Source organism: Bradyrhizobium sp. 45 (assembly GCF_023073155.1).
Classification (GTDB): Bacteria; Pseudomonadota; Alphaproteobacteria; order Rhizobiales; family Xanthobacteraceae; genus Bradyrhizobium; species Bradyrhizobium canariense_D.
The window spans coordinates 1-18,151 of record NZ_JADPIX010000063.1; the positions used below are offsets into that span (position 1 = coordinate 1).

The following is an 18,151-nucleotide window of genomic DNA, read 5'->3' on the forward strand; positions in this document are numbered from 1 at the left end:
ATTTTGCTGCCAGTTTCCGTCACAGTGCAGCTTCCATAATTCTTGTTTTCGTCTTCTGGACAGCTTGGGCAGCCTCTCTACTCCCCTACAGAAAAATACATCAGACATGTTTTACGGCGTAGGGGAATAGGAGACCTGCCCAAGCTGTCCAGCCGAAATTATGGAAAAGAGCGATCCACAATTTCATGAGGTCGCAAGTGTGATCGAAATCGCGATCAGGTTCGTGATGGTGAAACATCCCCCATTTGTTACCCCCGCCAAATTGCTATTGCGGAATTGCTGCATTTAAAGCGCTACGTGGCTGTCCGGCTTCATTTTGCTGATTTGCTGCTCAATGCTGCGATGGTGATTGCGTTTGTCGTCGTGATGGTCAAGTGATGATTGGGTGGCATTACTTGCGATATTCTTTGGTCGCCTTTTTCTTCACTCATCCCTTCGGTACATCGATGATATTCCTGTGTAATTACAAGTAATTACAAGAATAAACAGTTTGACAATACTTCCCCCTCGACTCATGTTCGACGCGTCAAATCAGCCGAACATGTCAAAAGGGATTTTTGGAAATGGCGAAACTCTCCGTTGGATCGCAGCAGACTGAACGCGGCCCGATGATCTCTGTAACCGTGGACGGTACAGGCGGCCCAACACGGTCACAGCACTTGTTCTTTCCCCGAGATTTGCCGCCCGGCGTCGATCAGGCCGCCGCTAGGTTGTTTGCCGGGTTCGCGCTGTTCAACGGCGAGGCCGCCCACGCTTCATCCACTCTGCTGCCCGAACTCATTGGACCGCATATGATGAAAGCCGTTCCCCTGCTCGCGAGCCCATATGCAGGCTTCGTTGATGCGGTTGGCGCGGCGGCGCGAGAAAATAAGAAAGTCGTTGCGGACCTTGGCGCGGTTCCGGCAAGCACGGTTGCCACAGCGGCAATTCGGCAGCGGGCCGTTCAGATGTTCGATGCCGCGCCAACGATCGCTGACCAGATCAGGTTTGCATCGAATGCCACCCTTCCCCAGTTACAGGGCTTGGTCGAGGTCGATGCGCTTTCGATCCTGCCCGACAACGCGCAATCGGCAATCATGGATCGCTATTTGATGTTGTCCTACGCATCGAAGTACGGCATTGCCAGCAAGTATCCCGCTATCGCCACGCCAGACAATCCAATCCCAGCGGGCATCAATAACGATGCCGTCGAGAGCGAGGCAAAAGCGATGATTACCGCGATCCGCGCCCTTACGAAGAAAATCGACAACTGTTCGCAAATTGCACGGGATTGCATCGCTTATGTTTCGATCGCGTGTCAGTGCCCGGTCGGGCAGGCATTCGATCTGATCACGAAGCAGGCCTAATCACCATGGCGAACGCGCGCGGCCCTGTGAAACTTCCTAGCTCGATTTGCTTACGGCCGATCGACGCAATGGACGCTGCACAGGTCCGCTCCGCGTTGAACGCCAGCCGTTCCAATATCTGTTGGTGGCGGAAACACGATCGCTTTCCGCGAGGCTTTCGCACTGGCAACGCTGTGATGACGCGCACCGCTGATCTTGCAGGCTGGTGCGCTTCTCGCGGAATTAAAATCGAATGGCTGTAAACAGACCGATGAGCACGCCGCCGAACAACGTCACTACGCTAAACAGCGCTTCTTTAAGCGTGATACCGCGCGTTGAAAACGGCCACTTTGCAAAGGGTGGGCCGGGCCGTCCTCCCGGATCACGCAATAAGTTGTCGGCCATGATGCTCGCCGACATCAAGCAAATGGGGCCAGACGCAATCATCAAGCTTCGTGAACATCTGAGCGACAAAGACAGCCCATCGCACTGGAAAGCGCTGGAAATCATCCTCCGCTATTGCCTACCACCGGCCCGCACAGTTGAGTTGGATGACGCGGAACCCGCTACAATCATGCAAAGTTTCATTGATGGTACCTTGTCGGCAGACGAGGCCCGCGCACTCGCCATCGCAATTGAGAAGCTTAAGAACGTCGCAGATATGGATGACATTCTGCGTGAGTTGCAAGAACTAACCGCGATCACAAAGCAGCAATCGAGCAAGTGACGACACTCGCATCCATCAGGAAACAGGTTGCGGCGTTGAAGGCGATTGTAAGGCCCGCGCACAGCATAGCAGCACGATTGTACGCGCTCTCTGACGACGACCGTGCAGCATACGAACGTTATTCCGAACGCATGTCAGATTGGATCAAAGCATGCGAGGCGCGGAATGAAATGGACGACATTGAACCGGACGCACGTCCATACGCGAAAATGATCGATGGTTATGGGCCGCAGTTGCCGTCCGCAATCACAGTCGCACTGCTTGGCAAATTGCCGAGAATTTTGACAACGATGAGCGACGTTGAGGCAGCACAAATCTGGTTTGATGAGGCACAGCAATGATTAGGATTTATGTTGAACAAGCCGATTTGACTTTCGAAGTTGAGGACGGATTTGTTCTCGGCATCGCGAAAGGTCGCCGTCCAACACCCGACATCGAATGCGAGTTTATTGACGCGACGTTGGAGCGCCTGCACGTCACGCGAGCGCCAAAGACGCTGCATCTCGATTGGCTTGCGCTGACCGATTTGGCCGCATGGCTCTACCGCAAGTATCCGAACGCGACAGAAAAGGGATATATGAACCGGCTGCTTGATCTCTTTCCCGGCTCAATGAACGTCAACGACGTGATGCGCGCATTGATGCGATGCATCAGCGATAACGAACATCTGGCACATGGCGAGGACGCACATTTTTGCGGGCATATTCGCCGCACGCACAAGCTTGAATTTGAAGAAATCCGCGCAGCGTGGTTTGCGCAGATACGGCAATCCGGACGGCCGTTCAACAACGTCCAATAGAGGATAACACCCCATGGCAGCAAAAATGAGCGATAACGATCACCGCGAAGCCGGTAAATCGCATCTCGAATATATGCGCGAATTGCTATCGAAGCATGGCGACGAAGCCAAAATCGATCTGCATGCTGGCCACATGCGATCCCTGCTCGCGTTCGCATCTCCCGACAAACGCTAATCGAATGCACCGGCAGAGGTTAGTCGCTTCTCCATTGCCGGTGCATACAACCCCGCTTGCAGGCCGGAAGTACGCTTGCAAGCGGGTTTGTATTTCTGAGAGAACAGCGCAATGACTGGACGCAACGACGGCACGCTTGCATTCTTCAACCGCGTCCAAGAGCGGTGCGCAGAAATCGCATCGCTACCACCATCACGGCAGGACGCGGCGATTTCGAAGCTTTGCAAGGAAACCGGTCTAACGCCGATAACCATGGCACCGATCGTTGAGCGCTACGCCCATCAACGTGTTCCGGATTATCCATCGCTGGCGAAGCAATTCTGTGAACGGATGGGGCGCGAAAAGGTCCGCGCCATGCTGGCAACCAACCACGGCATACGCGACCTAAAGCATAACGTCCAAGTGATGCTTACCGACGAACGATTAAGCCTCACAGGACCGCGCGTGGCGCTGTTCATTGACGCGATCAAAGCTGAATTTCAAACTGCATCACCGTCCGAGTTGATCGCTTTGGCTCATTGACCGGAAGGATAATTACCACCAAACTCTCACCTATTTTTGGGGGCCTATTATGAAGCTAAAAGTAATCTTCCTCGCAATGATTCTAACGACGCCATGTCATGCGGAATGGACAGTCAATTCGTTCAATGATCGAATGACTGACAGCACTATTAAGACGGCAACAGTTGCAGCAAAAGCCCCGGATCATGGCGTGTCCGCAACAATCCGAGTGAGTTGCTTGAAATACGCAAGCGAGGCTAATCTTATTGTAGCGATCGAAACCAACACAGCGTTCACACGCGGACGGATGGGGTTGGTCTATCGCCTCGATAACGATGAGCCAACGCCGCGTTATATGCCAGTTGACGCCAACGGGCGCGGAATGTCGCTGTGGATGCAGTCGGACGAGCTTCCCGGCAAAAAGCGCCTTCGCGTCCAATTAGAGCCCGCAAGATCGCCCAATCTGTTCTTTGAGTTCGACATCAGCGGCGTGGATAAAGCCTTGGCGGCTGTTCCATGCAAGGGCAGGTGACACGCCCAGCGGCCCGCCGCAGCGTCGTCCAAGGCCCATTTGGGCAAGCGCGTCTTGGAGTGGTGCTGGCAGCAGGGATCGAACCCGCGACCCCGTGATTACAAATCACGTGCTCTACCAACTGAGCTATGCCAGCGACGGCCCGGTCATATCAGAACAGCGACGTTCGCGGCAACGACGGTGTGTTGATTTACCCGAGAGGTTACCCCTATCAAAACTAACGCCGAAATCTTGCTAAATTATGCAGAAATAACAAGTACATAGAGTTTTAGAGCTACTGTTTTGTAAACCGAAGGTCGGGGGTTCAATCCCCTCAGCCGGCACCACCGATTTAGCCGACACCGCGGCCTGATAGATCGGGGCACTCCTCCGTCTAACGACAGCTAGAATCGATTTCCCACGCAATCACGTCAGAGCTTTCCGGGCGACCGTTACACTCAACTCGAGCAGCGGGTGCTTCTCGTTCCTGACTATAATGAGGACCTGCGCCCCCTTTGCCGACGCAACGTCTCTGGCAATCGAGGTCGCCATTGCGATCGCCTCTTTTTCGGCGGCTTCCGGGCCGGGCAAATCCACCCCATCCTCGTCGACCGCAGCGAAAAAGTCGTCCTTGATATCGAAGTAGAACTTCATGGCTCAGAGCGACGGATTGAGATGAAGGTAAAGCACGTCGAAGTCTGCTATTTCGCGCAACCTGGCTTCATCAAGGATCGATATTCTTCCCCGCTCCAGGTCCAACACGCGCTGAGCACGTAGCTGCTGAACGACGCGATTCATATGGACCACACTCGTGCCGACGGCGTCGGCGAGGAGTGCCTGAGAGGCCGGAAAGTCGAAGGACAGGCCGTCCGCTCGACCGATCGCCTTCAATCTGGTGTAAAGCTCAAGCACGAGATGCGCCACGCGGCTTGTGGCTTCGCGTTGACCAACGTTGCAAATCCACTCCCGGAAGATCGCGGCGTCGGTCAGTGTATCGCGCCAAAGCGCTTCGGCCACGTTAGGCCGCTTTCTTATCAGTGAGCGCACCGCTGCATGCGGAATGAAGCCGAGAACGCTATCGCCAAGCGTGCTGACGTCATGGTCCATCACATGTAGAAAGAGACCCTGCAGATCGGGGATGTCGCCGGGTTGGTGAAAGGCCATGATTTGGCGGTGGCCATTGCCGACGATCTTTGATCTCAGGATAAAGCCATCAACGACAAGGCAGCACGCCGAAGGTCGATCTCCGAGAGAAACGACCGGCTGACCGCCAGCCATCCGTTTCACCGTGATTGGCAGATGACGGATAGCGGCCTCGTCCTCTTCATCAATTTCGGTGCTGACCCGCAACCGCCTCAAGAAAGGTTCGAAAATTTCCGCGTTATTCATCGTTAGCTCCGGTCGGCAAACGAATTTTTGTGACGTTCGTTCCAATCCGGACGGCTAGCTATTGTCTCACGCGAAGCAGAGGGACCGCCGCAAATTCCAACCCTCGGCGGAACCCACGGGAACGGCGTCAATTCATCTTGCCGCGAAGCCTTGGAGCGAAATTTGACGCGCAACGCTCACTTCGAATGCTTCGGTGCGCTGCTTTGCTGGAAGTGCTCGGCGCCTGATATCTCCACCCAGGCATGTTTCGACTGTTCGAAAACCGAGCTGATGGGCGCCGGGTAGTTCGGAACCGCGATCGCGCCCAGGGCAACGCCGATCATCGCAGGCAGATTGTCCGCTTTCCAATAGACCGTCGAACCGCACTCGGGGCAAAAATAGCTGCGGACCTTGCCGCCGCTTGCGGCTGTCCGGACGTACTCCTTCGACGTCCCTGAGATCGTGACGCCCTCCGCCGGATAGAACGCACCGACCCCGAACGGCGCGCCGGTTCGACGCTGGCAGTCAATGCAGTGGCAGGCGACGACGAGGCTGGAAGGTCCTGGAAGCGACAGCGCGAGAGCGCCGCACCTGCATTGGGCATCGATCATCGAAGCTCTTCCTCCTCAGTTGGCTGACAGGTTCTGTCGCTCGGCTGGAGCGCAGGGCAATCCAGGACTGACCCTCACTCCTTCGCAACCTCGAACGCCAGCAGTGCGTTGCCGGCGACGCCGCCCCACTGGCCGTAGCCGGAATTGGTGTAGAGCATTCCGCCGGCGATGATCGGCCCCGGGCCGTCGATCGCGCCGCCATGAGCAGGGGCGCCGTTCACCGCCGTATAGTCTCGCGCCGTGTCGTATTCCCACAACAGCTTTCCGTCGGCTGTCGCGTAGGCGCGCAGAAAGCCGCTGACGCCGCCGGAAAACACGACGCCGGGGATCAGGCTCACGGCAGCCGACAGCGCAGGGCTGCATTGGAGGCGATCGCCACAGGCGACAGGAGATACTTCCATCGCAATTTTCCCACTGGCGAGGTCGAGGCCGAACAGGCCGCCGCCTTGGGTGGCATCGAGCCGCCGCGTACCATCGCGCAGGAACCGCACGTCTGAGTTCGCGACATAGATGCGATCCTGGTCGGCGGCCGAGCCCCACTCGCTGCCGCCGAGCGCACCGCCCTTCCCGATCCGCGTCTGCCATAGGATCTTGCCGCCATCATCAGGATCGAGCGCGTGCACGACGCCGGACTTCTGCGCGATGGCAAGAACGCGCCTGCCGTCACGCAAGGTCACGAGGATCGGCGACTGGCCAAAATCGTGGTCGGGCCCGTGATCTTCAGGACAATTGGTCTTGTCCGCGCCGAAGCACGCGACGATGAAGGCGTCGCTCGGGGTCGCCTGCTGCTTCCAGAGCAGCTTACCTGTCGCAAGCTCGAAAGCGAGGACCGCATCGGCGGTTGCGGCGGGTGGATTCGAATAGGAATTGCTAGTCGCGACGTAGACGGCGTTGCGTTTCGGATCTATCGTCGGTGCCGACCACACCGCCGCGCCGGACGGGCCGAACAGCTGCGTGCCTCTCGCATTCTTGCCGGTCGGATGCGGCACCTCGGGGATCGTGTAGGCCTGCCACACCGGCTTGCCGGTCACTGCCTCGAGCGCGACCACGCTGCCGCGGAAGGTACAGCATTCGTAACTGGCCTGCGAACCGGCGGCCTCCTCCAGCGAGGAGACCGGGATATAGAGCACGCCGGAATGCAGCGTCGGCGCGCCAGTGATGCGCGCTGCCGGATGCTCCTCGACCTTCGTCTTCCAGATCAGCGCGCCAGTCAGTGCGTTCACCGCATAGGCATTGGCGCGCAGGTCACCGAAGAAGATCGCGAACTGATCGGTGCCGGGAAGCGGCCCGAAGCTGATCGCCGCGCGCACCGCGGCATCGGTCGGCAGCGTCCACCTCGTGCAGCCGCTTCGCGCGTCGAGCGCGTGCACCTTGCGGTCAGTGCCGCCGATAAACAGCAGACCGCCCACGATGGTCGGCGGCGCAAACGACACCGAGGCGCCGGGAAAGGCATAAGCCCATTTCAACCGCAGGCGCGGCACCTCTTCCGCGGTGAGGCCGGCCATTTCGGCCGACTGGAAGCGCCTGTTGGCAACGTCGACGCCCCAGCCATTCCAGCGCGGACCATCGAGCGCTTGCGGAAAGAAATTGACCTGCTGCGTGCAGCGTCCCTCCGCATCGACTGCATTGTCGCCCACCGCGGCCTTGCCGGTGACAAAGGCGGCAATCGCACGCCGTTCCGAGTCGCTGCGGTCCTTCGCCATCGCCGCCATGCTTCCAGAAGTCAGCGTTCCCAGCACATGATCGAACGACATCGCCTGCATGGCGCCGCGGCCTGGCACACGGCTCTCGCCATCACCGCCATCGTGACATTGCGCGCAGTGGCTTGCGTAGAGCGCAGCGCCGTCCTGCTGCGCCAACGCGGGCGCGCAGCACCAGACCAGCATGGCGACGGCGACAACACTCGGTCTCATGGCGTGCTCCAACATCGTCACCGCAATGCGAGACGGCATCATGCAACCCAAAGTATAGCGCGAGGGCAATCACTCACGCAACGGACGTTCCGCCCGCGTCCGTCATATCCCCCGGGCAGTGAGGACAGGATCGGGCAGTTCATCGAGCCGCCACAGCCCGAGGCTCTTGTCGCGCCAGCCGCCACTGCCCTCTTCGCAACGCTCGTTGATCAGCTCGCGCGGTGCCGGCCAGTCGAACGGCGCCTTCTCCATGTTCAGCGCCCGCCAGTCGCCGTCCTCGCAATCGCAATTGTCGTCCCATTCGGGAAACGTCGTGACCAGCAGGAAACGCGCACCGCTGGCGCGAAAGTTCGCGACGGCGCGGACGATGTGGTCGAAACTCAAATGGACCAGGCAGTCCCGGCACAGAACCACGTCGGCACGCGGCAGTGCATCGCGTGTGATGTCGGCAACGAGAAACCGGCCTGACAACTCACCGCCAGCCACGCGCTTGCGATTGGCCGCGATCAGCGACGGCACGATGTCGATTCCGGTGTAGTCGAGATCCAGCTTGATGCGACCGATCCAACCCGCGTCGCCGCAGGGCGCATCGAGCAGCGAGCGCGCGCCGAGCTGTTGCAGGAGTGCAGGAAGCTCCTCGCGGATTGCTGCGGTCGCGGGATTCTCCGAGCCGAGGCCCGACACCGAACTGGCCGCCCCCCACAGGTTGGTCTTCTCGATGCGCTCGAACCGCGCGGCCAGATCGAGGCCGACAAAATTCTCGCGGTCGGCGGTGAACCGCTCATGGGCGAGCACGGGTGGGCGCTTGGAGATCATCGTCCGGACCTTAAGACTACGTTGTGAACACTGTGGTCATGCGTTCCATCCGAATCTCATCCCATCCTCAAACCGGTTTCTGCCACTCCATGATGTGGAAGTAAGGCACCCGGCGATGAAAGGCATTCCTGTCGGGGTCGCCGCCGCTGGGCTGCGGCTCGACGAAAAGGCGCAACAGGAGCCCCTGATCGAGTAGCAGCGTCATGTAGGTGCTGAGCGGACGATGCCAGTTCAGAATTCGGATGCCGCGCCAAGTCACCCAAGTCGGCCGCTCCTCCATGTAATGATCGATGTTGAAGCGCAAGGCGCCGTCGCCGTCACGCGTCCAGCCGTCGGGCGGACCCGCGGTGTTGAAGCTGGTCAGATTGGCAATCAGCAGCGTACCGCCCGGCCGCAGCGCTGCCACGATCTTCCCGATCGCCGCACCGAGATGGGGCATGTCGACCAGGCTGAGATAGCTGACGACCAGATCAAATGGCGCTTCGATCTCCATTGTTTCAGCTCGGCCAAGCCGGTAGTCGCCCTGCGGGTCCAATTCCATGGCACGCGCGAGCAGCGCTTCGGTCGGGTCGATGCCGGTGGTGCGGATGCCGGCGCGCTGCATGATGGGACAGAAGCGCCCCTCGCCGCAGCCAACGTCGAGCGCATTGCGGAAGCCGCGCCCTTCGATCCGCGCTCGCATCGGCGCGTCCAGCACGAAGCGGCGACCATAGTCGCCGTCTTCACCCTGCTCGACGATCCAAGCAGCCGCGGACGCGGTCCAGCCGTCGCTGATATCCTCGTTCATGGATCGACCTTCGGGAATGGACGTTGGCCGCACGCATTTCGGGCGCGGCTACTGACCACAGATTGGATCAGAGTTGAACATGAGGTAGCATGCGCATCCCATGCGTCCCTATACCAGCCGAGAGATCGCCAAGATCACCGCGGGTGCTGTCGCGGCGATCGTCGCAACGGGCTTCCTGTTCGCGATCGCGATGTCCCTCTTGCTGCCGCAATAAATCAGCTGCTTGCCGGGGCGCCGTGCCGCCGGAGTTTGTGCCACCCAGCCGGTTGCTGTCGCTCACCAGCATCTTGGCCGTGGAAAGCACTTGGCCAGCGTCGAGGACGACGCTTCAAGCTCGGTGGACGCCGCGCCCACCGTCTTGATCTCGCCGGCTGCGCGCTCAAAGCCGTCGGCAAGGTTGACCATATCGCGCTTGCGCTGATGGGCGGCTTGCTTCTCAACCTCGATCTGCGCTGCCGTGAGACGACCTCGATCCGTGGTTTTTGAAGATTTGTCTTTGCAGATTTGTCCTGGCCATGTCCCGATCGCGTCCCGCCGGCAGTTTGGGGAGCGATCCGGGCATGGTCAGGCGGAACCCGTCAAGGGCGTCGGCCGTTGTCGACCCATGCGGATCAGGGAAGAAAATCGAAACATGTTTCTGCTGGCCACGGTAACGCTGTGCTGTAGCGCCTTGGCCGGGGCTGTTGCGCTGTTCGAACAGGGTCCCTGGCCGGCTCCGGCAAAGCAGCGGGCTGAAACGGTAGCAATAGACGGGACCACGCCGACGCCGGTTCGGGTGGTCGGGGCGCCGTTCGAGCCCAACCTCAATCCGCGGGAGCGCTAGCGCTCACCCCGGCGAGACGTCGGCGCCCTCCTCCGGACGGCGTTTGGCGCGGGCCAACTCCTCAACGAACGCGATCACCTCCGCCCGTTTGTCGGGCGGCAGCGATAGGAACGCGCGGACGAGCCTCAAGCCCTCGGCTTCGGCTGAATGGTCTGCTTTGGCATCCATTCCCCACTGTCGGGCGGCCGGGAAAAATATGCAATCCCCCACCCAACACCTTCTTGATTCGGCCGGCCAGCTTTGCTGGAATGGCGCCAACAGGGGTGCACCATGAAGTGGATCGCGGAACGCGACGCGCTGATCGCGCAGACAATGGCTTTCGTCCAATCGGTAACCGGCAAAAAGGATGACTTGCATCCACCGGAGATCCCGACGGCGACAGTGGCGGCGTCGGTGCAGATCGCCCCCGTCAACACCATCATCGGGACCGAGCCACTTAAGGCCGCTCCGCCGCAGCCGTTACCTCTCCCGTCGCCCCGGGTGGCGAGCCACGACGTCCGCACCGAAATACAGGCCCGCATCGCCAATTTCCGCAAGCATCAGGAGCGGTTCGAGCGGGAGCGCGAGGAATATTGCGCGGCCACCCTGACCAAATTGCGGGCCGCCATCCGCGAGCCCTCCTCCCGTCCACCGGCTGACAAGTAAAGCCGGATCTCCCGTCGCTGGCCTAAAGCCAGGACCACACTAGCCAGAGATTGGCCGCGCAGGCGCCGAACAGGGCCAGCGTGAGGGGCAGCAGCATGTGCCCGCAAGAGGTTTTCAGGTCCGTCGTCATGACCGAAAACATCCGCTGATTCCGCCAAATGAGTCCCGTGGATTCTTTTTTCCGGGATTCAGGACTCGTTAAGGACTCAGGACCCGGCGGCCCTGATCACGGCCGCGTGATCGACCGGCGAGCGGAACCCCTACCCCGTCAAATTCGTTAATGCGCTTTCCAGGAGCGGGAACAATGCCCTACGCCCTGTTCTGCAACGATGCCCAGATCAGCAAGGCCTATCCTGACGAGTCCGACGTCTGGAGGCTCGCGCAGCGAAGTGGCCTCGTCGTGGACGTAACTGCGGATGACAACCGTCCCGGGCCACGCCGGGTGCTCGACAACGATTACGAGATCAAGCCGTGCCGGGCCGCACAGGGCGAGGACCCGGCCCGGAACAAGGCCGAGGCTGATCGCCAAGCGAGGATGGAGCTTGAGCTGAATTCCTAAAGAGGAATCGAAGCTGGGAAGCCAGAGCTCAGGAAAAGCTTAGGGGGTCGCGGTGGCCAGTGACGCCTGCTCGCCCGCCAGAGCCACGCAGGCCTTCCGGCGATGCAGCCCACGGATCGCGCCGGTGACCTTCAGCACCTTACCGGAGGAGCACGAGGCGTCCTTGACGAAGGCCACCTCGTAGGGTGCCAGCATCAGAGGCTCGGATTTGAGGATTGTTTGGGCAGCGCACGGCAAACTGACGAAGCACGAGAGCACCACAGCCGACACCAAGATACGCATGTCCGTCGTCCCACCAGCCCGGTAATTGTCATATAACGCGTTCCGGCGCGCGAGTTCCGTAAGCTGCAAAAATTATTTTTGCTTTACCCGAGCTCCATGACGCGCGCGAGAAAGCGCCCGCCAGAACGTTTGCCTGCAAATGACGCGCCAGATGGTTGACGCGATGCAAACAAAGGACTTGCGAACGAGGGCTGGGCAAACGAAAGGCCGGCGAGAGCCGGCCTTTGTCAGGTCGTGGGTCGCTGGTGGCGCGTCAGTAGCGCGAGGCTGCCGGACCGCCCCAGCCGAAGCGGTAATTCACGCCGACCTTGACGGTATGCTCGTCCTCCCGGCCGCGGACGCCGACGACGTCAGCCGGACCGGAGGTGATCGTCGTGTTGCCGAAGTTGTAATATTGGTACTCGGCCTTGGCCGACCAGTTCGGCGCGAACATGTATTCGAGGCCAGCGCCAACGGTATAGCCGTCCTTGCTGTTGCCGGTGGCGGTGAAGGGCTGCGGGACGCCGGCGACATTGACGCCAAGACCGCCATTGCGCCAGGCATAACCGCCCTTCGCGTAAAGCAGCGCCGGTCCCCAGGTGTAGCCGATGCGACCGGTCACCGAGCCGAGCTGGTCGGTATTGGAGGTCACCTGCGTGCCCAGCGGGAACGTAGCGCCGCCGTTGTTGGTCGGCAGCCAGGAATACTGGGCCTCGACACCCATGACCCAATTGGGCGCGAACTGGTAGTCGAAGCCGCCCTGAACACCGCCGAGGAAGCGCGCGTCGCTCGACTGGAAGCTGCTGTCGCCGGCAAAGGCGCCGCCGACATGGCCACCGATGTAGAAGCCGGTCCAGTTGTAGATCACCTGCGGCGGCGTGTAGGCCGGAGCCTTGGTGTAGGTGCGCGCCTGCATGTCGGCTGCGGCAGCCGGCGCAGCCAGCGCGAGCAGGGCAACCGCGCCCAGCAAAATCCTCTTCATGATTATCCCCGTTCTTTCAATTCGACACTCAGGAAACAACGTGGCGTGAATTGGGTTGCTTCGAGGCGATGCCGGAACGTTGATCGTTCGTTACTGTGACGGAGCGGCAACAACGCGATTTTGTTCCGTCCGACAGGCGCGTGCCGACGGTTTTTTCCGTCGGAAACAAAACCTTCCGTAACGATTAGTCGCAACGCGAAACCACCCCGTTCAAAGCTCCCCGAAATGTGATCCGGCAGCTCCGGCGGGCTTTGTCTATCACCAAGCGATGAAGGTGGGCTTTGCGCTACCGCGTCATCTTTTCAAGTTCCGGAAAGGGTACGTAAACCGCGCCCGCGCACAGCTCGCTGGCGCGATCGACGACGCGGTCCGCCCGGCCGTTGACGAAGATCACGGCGCGCTCCCTCGTGGCCTTGTAGGTGCCGTCGGTCTCGCGTGGGGTGAAGTGCAGGCAACTGACGTAGAACTGGCGGCCTCCGACCTCGCGCTGCGCCGGCTCGGCCATGCTGGCGTCACGCACGCCGACGGGATTGTTCAGATAGCTGCGCATCAAGGCCAGCGTGTCGCCACGGAAATTATCCGGGAACGGTTGTGGACCTCCGGCCTGGGTCCCCTCCATCAGGGTTGGACGGTCACCATCGCTGCCGAAACATCCCGTGAGCGCCAGCGGCAGTGCCAGCATCAACGCCAAGCTCACTGCGCGTTCCGCTAGTCCCCGCACCGCTTACGCTCTCCGCTCGATCAGTCTCGGAGACGTTCCAGCCCCAAGGTTGCAATGATGCATGTCTACAGGTGTTTTGCCCGACGAGTCAAACAGATTCGTAAAATCCGCAAATACGCCAACCCTTAAACCATTGATTTATCTACGACCCGCTACTGTGCATGGGGTTGTTTTCGAGGTTTTGTTTGCGGCCGCCAAATCTGGGACGTTGCTTGCGGGCTTCAGCATGGTCATACCGGCCCGCCGCCAGCACCTCGAGCTTTCGCGCAAGGCGTGACGAACGGGCCGGGCCTGAATTCCTCACGCGGCGGCCGGGGCAATGCTAGGACGCCGCCGCGCAGGCTCAGTCGTTAGCTGCGCTTCTCCATCGTCGCCGGCTTGGTCACGTCCGGCTGCGTCTTCAGCGACTTCTTCGCTGACAGATGCTTGTGGTGGTGGCGATGCTTGCGCACGGTCTTGTGCTCGTCCGGTGTGACGGCGGCGTTGGCGTTCATCGCCTTCGACTTGGTGTCCACCTTGGCATCGGCCTTGACGTCCGAAGCCTTGACGTTGGCCTTGAGGCCGGCATCGGGTTTCGCGGCGGTGGTCGACACCTTGGTCTGGCTCTGGTCTGCCTTGATCACCGGCGTGGTCGTGGCGGTCTCGGCTGCGAAGGCCGGGGCTGCGATCACGGAGGCTGCGAGCAAGGCTGCGGAAATGGTCTTCAACATGGCTGGTCTCCTCTTGGAAGGATCTTGAGGCGGGCGCCCTCTCGCCAACCCTTTGATCGTAAGTTGGAGCCTAGGAGGCTCGCACTGAACCCAATCTGAAGCCCACAGCAGGCTCCCGTTCATCTGGATGACAAGTTTGTCATCCGCCCTAGGCCAGGATGCCGGGAATGTTTTTGCCTGATGGGTGTTCCGGTCTTTGGGCAATCGTGTAGGATCGCCACGTTCCATACCGGAGAACTTATATGCGCAAACTCTCAATGCTTCTTGTGCCGGGACTTGTCGCCGTGTCGGTGGCAGCGGCGCCGGTGCTGACCAGCGCCTATGCCGCCGGCAGCGATGAGCCCTCCTCGCCACCGAAATCCGACACCTCGACCAAGAAGGGCAAGAAGAAGAGCTCCTCAGTCAGCGATCCGAAATTCCTTGCTGCCTATCGCACCGCCTACACCACGATCTATGACAATCACGACTACACCGGCGCGATCGGCCAGCTGAAGTCGCTCAAGCGCGACGACGTCGCCGACGTCGCCAATCTGATCGGCTACTCCTATCGCAAGCTCGGCGACTACCAGTCGTCGAAGGTCTATTACGAGCTCGCGCTGAAGGACGATCCGAACCACGTCCGCACCTGGCAGTATTATGGCCTCTGGCAGCTCGAGCAGGGCAACCGCGAGCAGGCGCGGTATCACCTGAACAAGCTCGCCTCGCTCGCCGGCACCGACAGCTCCGAATATCGCTCGCTCGCCGCCGCGCTCGACAAGCCGACCGGAGCGACGCTGGTCTATTAAGAACAGAACATCGCATCTCCGAATGGGACGAACGGGCACAACCTCAGGGTTGTGCCCGTTCTGCGTTCTCGGTTAGCCTCTCGCATCAAACACTCTCCTGGTAAATCGGTGCGCAATGGACAAGTGGCTGCGATCCGCGATCGACTACATCGGCTCCTGGATCGAATTCCAGCACACCACAATCCACCAGCCGGGCGTCATGGTCGCCTTCGTCCATCGCGGCGAGGTGGTTGCCGAGCATGCGTTCGGCCTCGCCAATCTCGACACCGGCGAGAAGCTCACCCCGCGCCATCGCTTCCGCATCGCCTCGCACTCGAAGAGCTTCACCTCGGCCGGCGTCATGAAGCTGCGCGAGCAGCGCAAGCTCCGGCTCGACGATTCCATCGGCCAACATGTCGCCGGCCTGCATCCGCGCGTCGCCGAAACGACGATTGCGCAAGTGCTCTCGCACAGCGCGGGACTGACGCGCGACGGCGCCGATTCCGGCCAGTTCATCGACAGCCGTCCCTATCTCGACGCGAACGAGCTGCTCGCGGAATTGAAGCGGCCGACCGTAATCGAGCCGGGCACACGCTTCAAATATTCCAATCACGGCTTTGGGCTGATCGGTCTCGTCATCGAGGCCGTGACGAAGGAGCCCTACCCGGTCTGGATCAAGCGCGAGATCATCGAACCTGCGGGCCTGCGCGAGACCGAGCCGGACGCGCCGCTTCCCAAGGGCGCGTCGTTCGCGCGCGGCCACACTCGCAAGCTGCCGTACGGAGAGCGATGCGTGATCCCCGGCGACAATCCCGCGCACGCGATGGCCTCCGCCGCCGGCTTCATCGCGACCGCCGCCGATACCGCCCGCTTCTACGCGCAGCTCGCGCCCAATGCGAAAAAGAGCGTGCTATCGGTCGCAAGCCGCCGCGAGATGACGCGAAACCATTGGCGCGTGCCGCAAAGCTTCGAGGCCTATTACGGCCTCGGCGTCAACGCCGGCAAAACCGACGGCTGGGATTGGTTGGGCCATGGCGGCGGCTTTCAAGGTTACATCTCCAGGACCTGCTCCATCCCCGCTTGCGAGCTCGCGATCAGCATCCTCAGCAACTCCATCGACGGCGCGGCCCCGTTCTGGATGGACGGCGCGATGCAGATCCTGCGCGTCTTCCAGTCCCGTGGTGCACCCGACCGCCGCGTGCGCGACTGGACCGGCCGTTGGTGGACGATCTGGGGCGCGAACGACCTCGTGCCGGTCGGCAACCGCGTGCTGGTCGCCAATCCCCAGTTCAACAACCCGTTCATGGACGCCGCCGAGATCGAGGTCACCGGCCGCGACACCGGCAAGCTCGCCTGGGCCGCCGGTTACTCCAGCCACGGCGAGCCGGTGCGCCGCGTCCGCGACAAGCGCGGCAAGGTCAGTGACGTCTGGATCGCGGGCGCCAACATCAAGCCTGCGGCCGTCGTGGCGCGTGAGATCGGACGAAGATACAAGCCGCGCACGCGACGGCCTACTCCCGAATGAGAGTCTCGACTTCGCTCCGAAGAGCCTGCCGCGAGCCGTCGCGCGAATAGAACATGTGGCCGCCGGGATAGACCACGAACTTGACCCGCTGCGTTGCGAAGGCCGGCAACTGGTCGAGCACCCGCTTCGATCCGAAATAGGGGGTGGCGAGATCGAACAGGCCGTGCGCGACCAGCACGTTCAGCTTCGCATCCGTGGCAAGGATCTGGCGCAGCTCGGAGACTGATTGCGGCGGATTGATGCCGCGGCCGAAATCCCAATGACCCTCGACGGCGCCGTTCAACACCTCGTAGGAGCCGTCGGGCCGCCAGTTGAGCTTGTGTGTCAGCAGGTCAACCGCCGCACTCGTCAGCGGCGCCTGCAGCGCATCGCCGGAGGGATCACCGAACCGCGAGCTGCTCGAATCCGGATAGGGATCAAGGCCGCGCACCGAGCCATCGTAGCGCCCCGTCACCTTGCCGTTCTTGCGGTCGAATTCGCGGCGGAATTCGCCGACGTCGAAGCGGCCGGCAAGCCGACGGCTCACCGCCTGGTCGACGCCGGTGAGCTCGGCGACCTTGTCGGCAAGACGATTGGTCGCCTCCTTGTCCGCCTCGCCCTTGACGAGGTCGGCCAGGAATTCGCCGCGCGCGTAGGCCTCGACGTCGGCGAGATCGGCGCGCTTGACCGGGCCTTTCGCCTCGCGCGCCACCGCCACATAGCTCGGCAGCGTCGCGACATATTGCAGGAGGCTGGTGCCGGTGAATTCGCGGAAGTCCAGGAGCGGCGACACCAGGATCAATCCCCTGACGCCGACGCCGTGCTGGAGCTGCAACTGGCGCACCACCTTCGGCCCGCGAATGCCGCCATAGCTTTCGCCGGCGACGTATTTCGGCGAGGTCAGCCGGTCGTGCTTCTCGAGCCAGCGGCGGATCACCAACGCGATCGAATTGACATCGCCGTCGACGGAGTAGAACGATTTGCGCGCGTCATCGCTGCTCGCGACGAAGCGGCTGTAGCCGGTGCTGACGGGGTCGATGAAGACGAGATCGGTGAAATCGAGCCAGGTCTCCGCGTTCGGCTTCACCTCGGGCGAGGCGGACGGCGACAGCGCTTCGCCATCGAGCGGCAGCCGCCACGGCCCGGCCGCGCCGAACTGGAGCCATGCCGACGACGCACCGGGCCCGCCGTTGAACAGGAAGGTCACCGGGCGCGTCGCACGGTCTGCGCCGTCGAGCTCATAGGATGTATAGGCGATGTCGGCCACCGGCTCACCCTTGCCGTCGAACACGCGGATCGAACCAGCGGTCGCTGCGAAATTGAGGCTGCGGCCGGGAAGATCGAGTGTCTGCTTCGTGGTCGAATCCGACGGAAGACGGTGCGGCTCGGCGGATGGCGATGCATTCTGCGACGCGCTTTGTGCGCCGCCGCGCCCGCCCTTCTGTCCGGCTGGCGCTGCCGCCTCGGCGCGCGGCTGCGGCGGATCGTCGGCGCGCGCCAATCCTGCGAGCGCGAATGCCGATACCGCCAGCACCAGGGTCGCACGGCGGAGCACCGGCATATTCATATTCATGGTCGTTCTCCCTGCCCGGCGACGACCACCGGTGCGGACCGCAAGGCTAGCGCGGAATTGCGACGGTTTGGGGGAT

At 61.2% G+C, this 18,151-nt stretch carries 23 protein-coding genes and 1 tRNA gene; 11 read left to right on the forward strand and 13 right to left on the reverse strand.

Annotated elements, in window-relative coordinates; translation table 11 throughout:
* Positions 1-563 precede the first annotated feature (563 nt).
* The 7 genes from IVB42_RS11440 to IVB42_RS11470 all read left to right on the forward strand — a co-directional run bounded on the left by IVB42_RS11440 (position 564) and on the right by IVB42_RS11470 (position 4,059).
* Complete coding sequence (locus IVB42_RS11440) at positions 564-1,346, forward strand: hypothetical protein (protein WP_247470180.1); 783 nt, start codon at positions 564-566, stop codon at positions 1,344-1,346.
* 250 nt (positions 1,347-1,596) lie between these two features.
* Positions 1,597-2,052 carry a hypothetical protein gene (locus IVB42_RS11445; protein ID WP_247470182.1) on the forward strand — a complete coding sequence of 152 codons (456 nt, stop codon included), beginning with the start codon at positions 1,597-1,599 and terminating at the stop codon, positions 2,050-2,052.
* Positions 2,049-2,393, forward strand: a complete 345-nt coding sequence (locus tag IVB42_RS11450; RefSeq protein ID WP_247470184.1) for a hypothetical protein — start codon at positions 2,049-2,051, stop codon at positions 2,391-2,393. The genes IVB42_RS11445 and IVB42_RS11450 overlap by 4 nt, the downstream gene beginning before the upstream one ends.
* Positions 2,390-2,851 (forward strand): hypothetical protein, encoded by a 462-nt coding sequence (locus IVB42_RS11455; protein WP_247470185.1) that lies wholly within the window; start codon positions 2,390-2,392, stop codon positions 2,849-2,851. The genes IVB42_RS11450 and IVB42_RS11455 overlap by 4 nt, the downstream gene beginning before the upstream one ends.
* A 13-nt stretch (positions 2,852-2,864) precedes the next feature.
* The gene (locus IVB42_RS11460) at positions 2,865-3,026 is read left to right on the forward strand and encodes a hypothetical protein (RefSeq protein ID WP_247470186.1); all 162 of its coding nucleotides are present in this window, start codon (positions 2,865-2,867) and stop codon (positions 3,024-3,026) included.
* 111 nt (positions 3,027-3,137) lie between these two features.
* Positions 3,138-3,548, forward strand: coding sequence for a hypothetical protein (locus IVB42_RS11465; protein WP_247470187.1), 411 nt, complete (start codon positions 3,138-3,140; stop codon positions 3,546-3,548).
* Positions 3,549-3,597: 49 nt separating this feature from the next.
* Entirely contained in the window at positions 3,598-4,059 is a 462-nt protein-coding gene (locus IVB42_RS11470) for a hypothetical protein (RefSeq protein ID WP_247470188.1), read from the forward strand.
* 60 nt (positions 4,060-4,119) lie between these two features.
* Here the strand turns inward: IVB42_RS11470 and IVB42_RS11475 are convergent.
* The 8 genes from IVB42_RS11475 to IVB42_RS11515 form a co-directional block, all read right to left on the reverse strand.
* A tRNA-Thr gene (locus IVB42_RS11475) sits at positions 4,120-4,195 on the reverse strand.
* Between the two features lie 269 nt (positions 4,196-4,464).
* Positions 4,465-4,692 (reverse strand): hypothetical protein, encoded by a 228-nt coding sequence (locus IVB42_RS11480; protein ID WP_018455400.1) that lies wholly within the window; start codon positions 4,690-4,692, stop codon positions 4,465-4,467.
* Between the two features lie 3 nt (positions 4,693-4,695).
* Positions 4,696-5,427, reverse strand: a complete 732-nt coding sequence (locus IVB42_RS11485; protein WP_018455399.1) for a Crp/Fnr family transcriptional regulator — start codon at positions 5,425-5,427, stop codon at positions 4,696-4,698.
* A gap of 176 nt (positions 5,428-5,603) precedes the next feature.
* Positions 5,604-6,017, reverse strand: a complete 414-nt coding sequence (locus IVB42_RS11490) for a GFA family protein (RefSeq protein WP_247362006.1) — start codon at positions 6,015-6,017, stop codon at positions 5,604-5,606.
* Between the two features lie 74 nt (positions 6,018-6,091).
* Positions 6,092-7,930 (reverse strand): PQQ-binding-like beta-propeller repeat protein, encoded by a 1,839-nt coding sequence (locus IVB42_RS11495; RefSeq protein WP_247362004.1) that lies wholly within the window; start codon positions 7,928-7,930, stop codon positions 6,092-6,094.
* Positions 7,931-8,032: 102 nt separating this feature from the next.
* Positions 8,033-8,746: a class I SAM-dependent methyltransferase gene (locus IVB42_RS11500; RefSeq protein WP_247362002.1), complete on the reverse strand. Its 714-nt coding sequence runs from the start codon at positions 8,744-8,746 to the stop codon at positions 8,033-8,035.
* Positions 8,747-8,813: 67 nt separating this feature from the next.
* Positions 8,814-9,533 (reverse strand): class I SAM-dependent methyltransferase, encoded by a 720-nt coding sequence (locus IVB42_RS11505; protein WP_247362000.1) that lies wholly within the window; start codon positions 9,531-9,533, stop codon positions 8,814-8,816.
* Positions 9,534-10,359: 826 nt separating this feature from the next.
* Positions 10,360-10,524, reverse strand: coding sequence for a hypothetical protein (locus IVB42_RS11515; protein WP_007602663.1), 165 nt, complete (start codon positions 10,522-10,524; stop codon positions 10,360-10,362).
* A gap of 102 nt (positions 10,525-10,626) precedes the next feature.
* Here IVB42_RS11515 and IVB42_RS11520 point away from each other — a divergent pair, with 102 nt between their 5' ends.
* Together IVB42_RS11520 and IVB42_RS11525 are read left to right on the forward strand one after the other, a co-directional pair.
* Positions 10,627-11,001 (forward strand): hypothetical protein, encoded by a 375-nt coding sequence (locus tag IVB42_RS11520; protein ID WP_018455392.1) that lies wholly within the window; start codon positions 10,627-10,629, stop codon positions 10,999-11,001.
* A gap of 304 nt (positions 11,002-11,305) precedes the next feature.
* A complete protein-coding gene (locus tag IVB42_RS11525; protein WP_018455390.1) occupies positions 11,306-11,560 on the forward strand; it encodes a hypothetical protein in 255 nt (84 codons plus the stop codon).
* 39 nt (positions 11,561-11,599) lie between these two features.
* Here the strand turns inward: IVB42_RS11525 and IVB42_RS11530 are convergent, their stop codons facing one another.
* The 4 genes from IVB42_RS11530 to IVB42_RS11545 all read right to left on the reverse strand — a co-directional run bounded on the left by IVB42_RS11530 (position 11,600) and on the right by IVB42_RS11545 (position 14,234).
* Positions 11,600-11,842, reverse strand: coding sequence for a hypothetical protein (locus IVB42_RS11530; RefSeq protein ID WP_018455389.1), 243 nt, complete (start codon positions 11,840-11,842; stop codon positions 11,600-11,602).
* A gap of 253 nt (positions 11,843-12,095) precedes the next feature.
* A complete protein-coding gene (locus IVB42_RS11535; protein ID WP_085384994.1) occupies positions 12,096-12,803 on the reverse strand; it encodes an outer membrane protein in 708 nt (235 codons plus the stop codon).
* 286 nt (positions 12,804-13,089) lie between these two features.
* Complete coding sequence (locus IVB42_RS11540; protein WP_247364644.1) at positions 13,090-13,485, reverse strand: hypothetical protein; 396 nt, start codon at positions 13,483-13,485, stop codon at positions 13,090-13,092.
* 389 nt (positions 13,486-13,874) lie between these two features.
* Complete coding sequence (locus IVB42_RS11545) at positions 13,875-14,234, reverse strand: hypothetical protein (protein WP_247299728.1); 360 nt, start codon at positions 14,232-14,234, stop codon at positions 13,875-13,877.
* A gap of 242 nt (positions 14,235-14,476) precedes the next feature.
* Between IVB42_RS11545 and IVB42_RS11550 the strand changes: the two genes are divergently transcribed.
* Positions 14,477-15,019 (forward strand): tetratricopeptide repeat protein, encoded by a 543-nt coding sequence (locus tag IVB42_RS11550; protein ID WP_247396136.1) that lies wholly within the window; start codon positions 14,477-14,479, stop codon positions 15,017-15,019.
* Positions 15,020-15,134: 115 nt separating this feature from the next.
* On the forward strand, positions 15,135-16,523 hold the full coding sequence (locus IVB42_RS11555) for a serine hydrolase domain-containing protein (RefSeq protein WP_247396134.1): 1,389 nt from the start codon (positions 15,135-15,137) through the stop codon (positions 16,521-16,523).
* Here IVB42_RS11555 and IVB42_RS11560 read toward each other — a convergent pair.
* On the reverse strand, positions 16,510-18,075 hold the full coding sequence (locus IVB42_RS11560) for a peptidase S10 (RefSeq protein ID WP_247361993.1): 1,566 nt from the start codon (positions 18,073-18,075) through the stop codon (positions 16,510-16,512). The two genes, IVB42_RS11555 and IVB42_RS11560, sit on opposite strands and share 14 nt — an antisense overlap.
* Between the last annotated feature and the right edge of the window lie 76 nt (positions 18,076-18,151).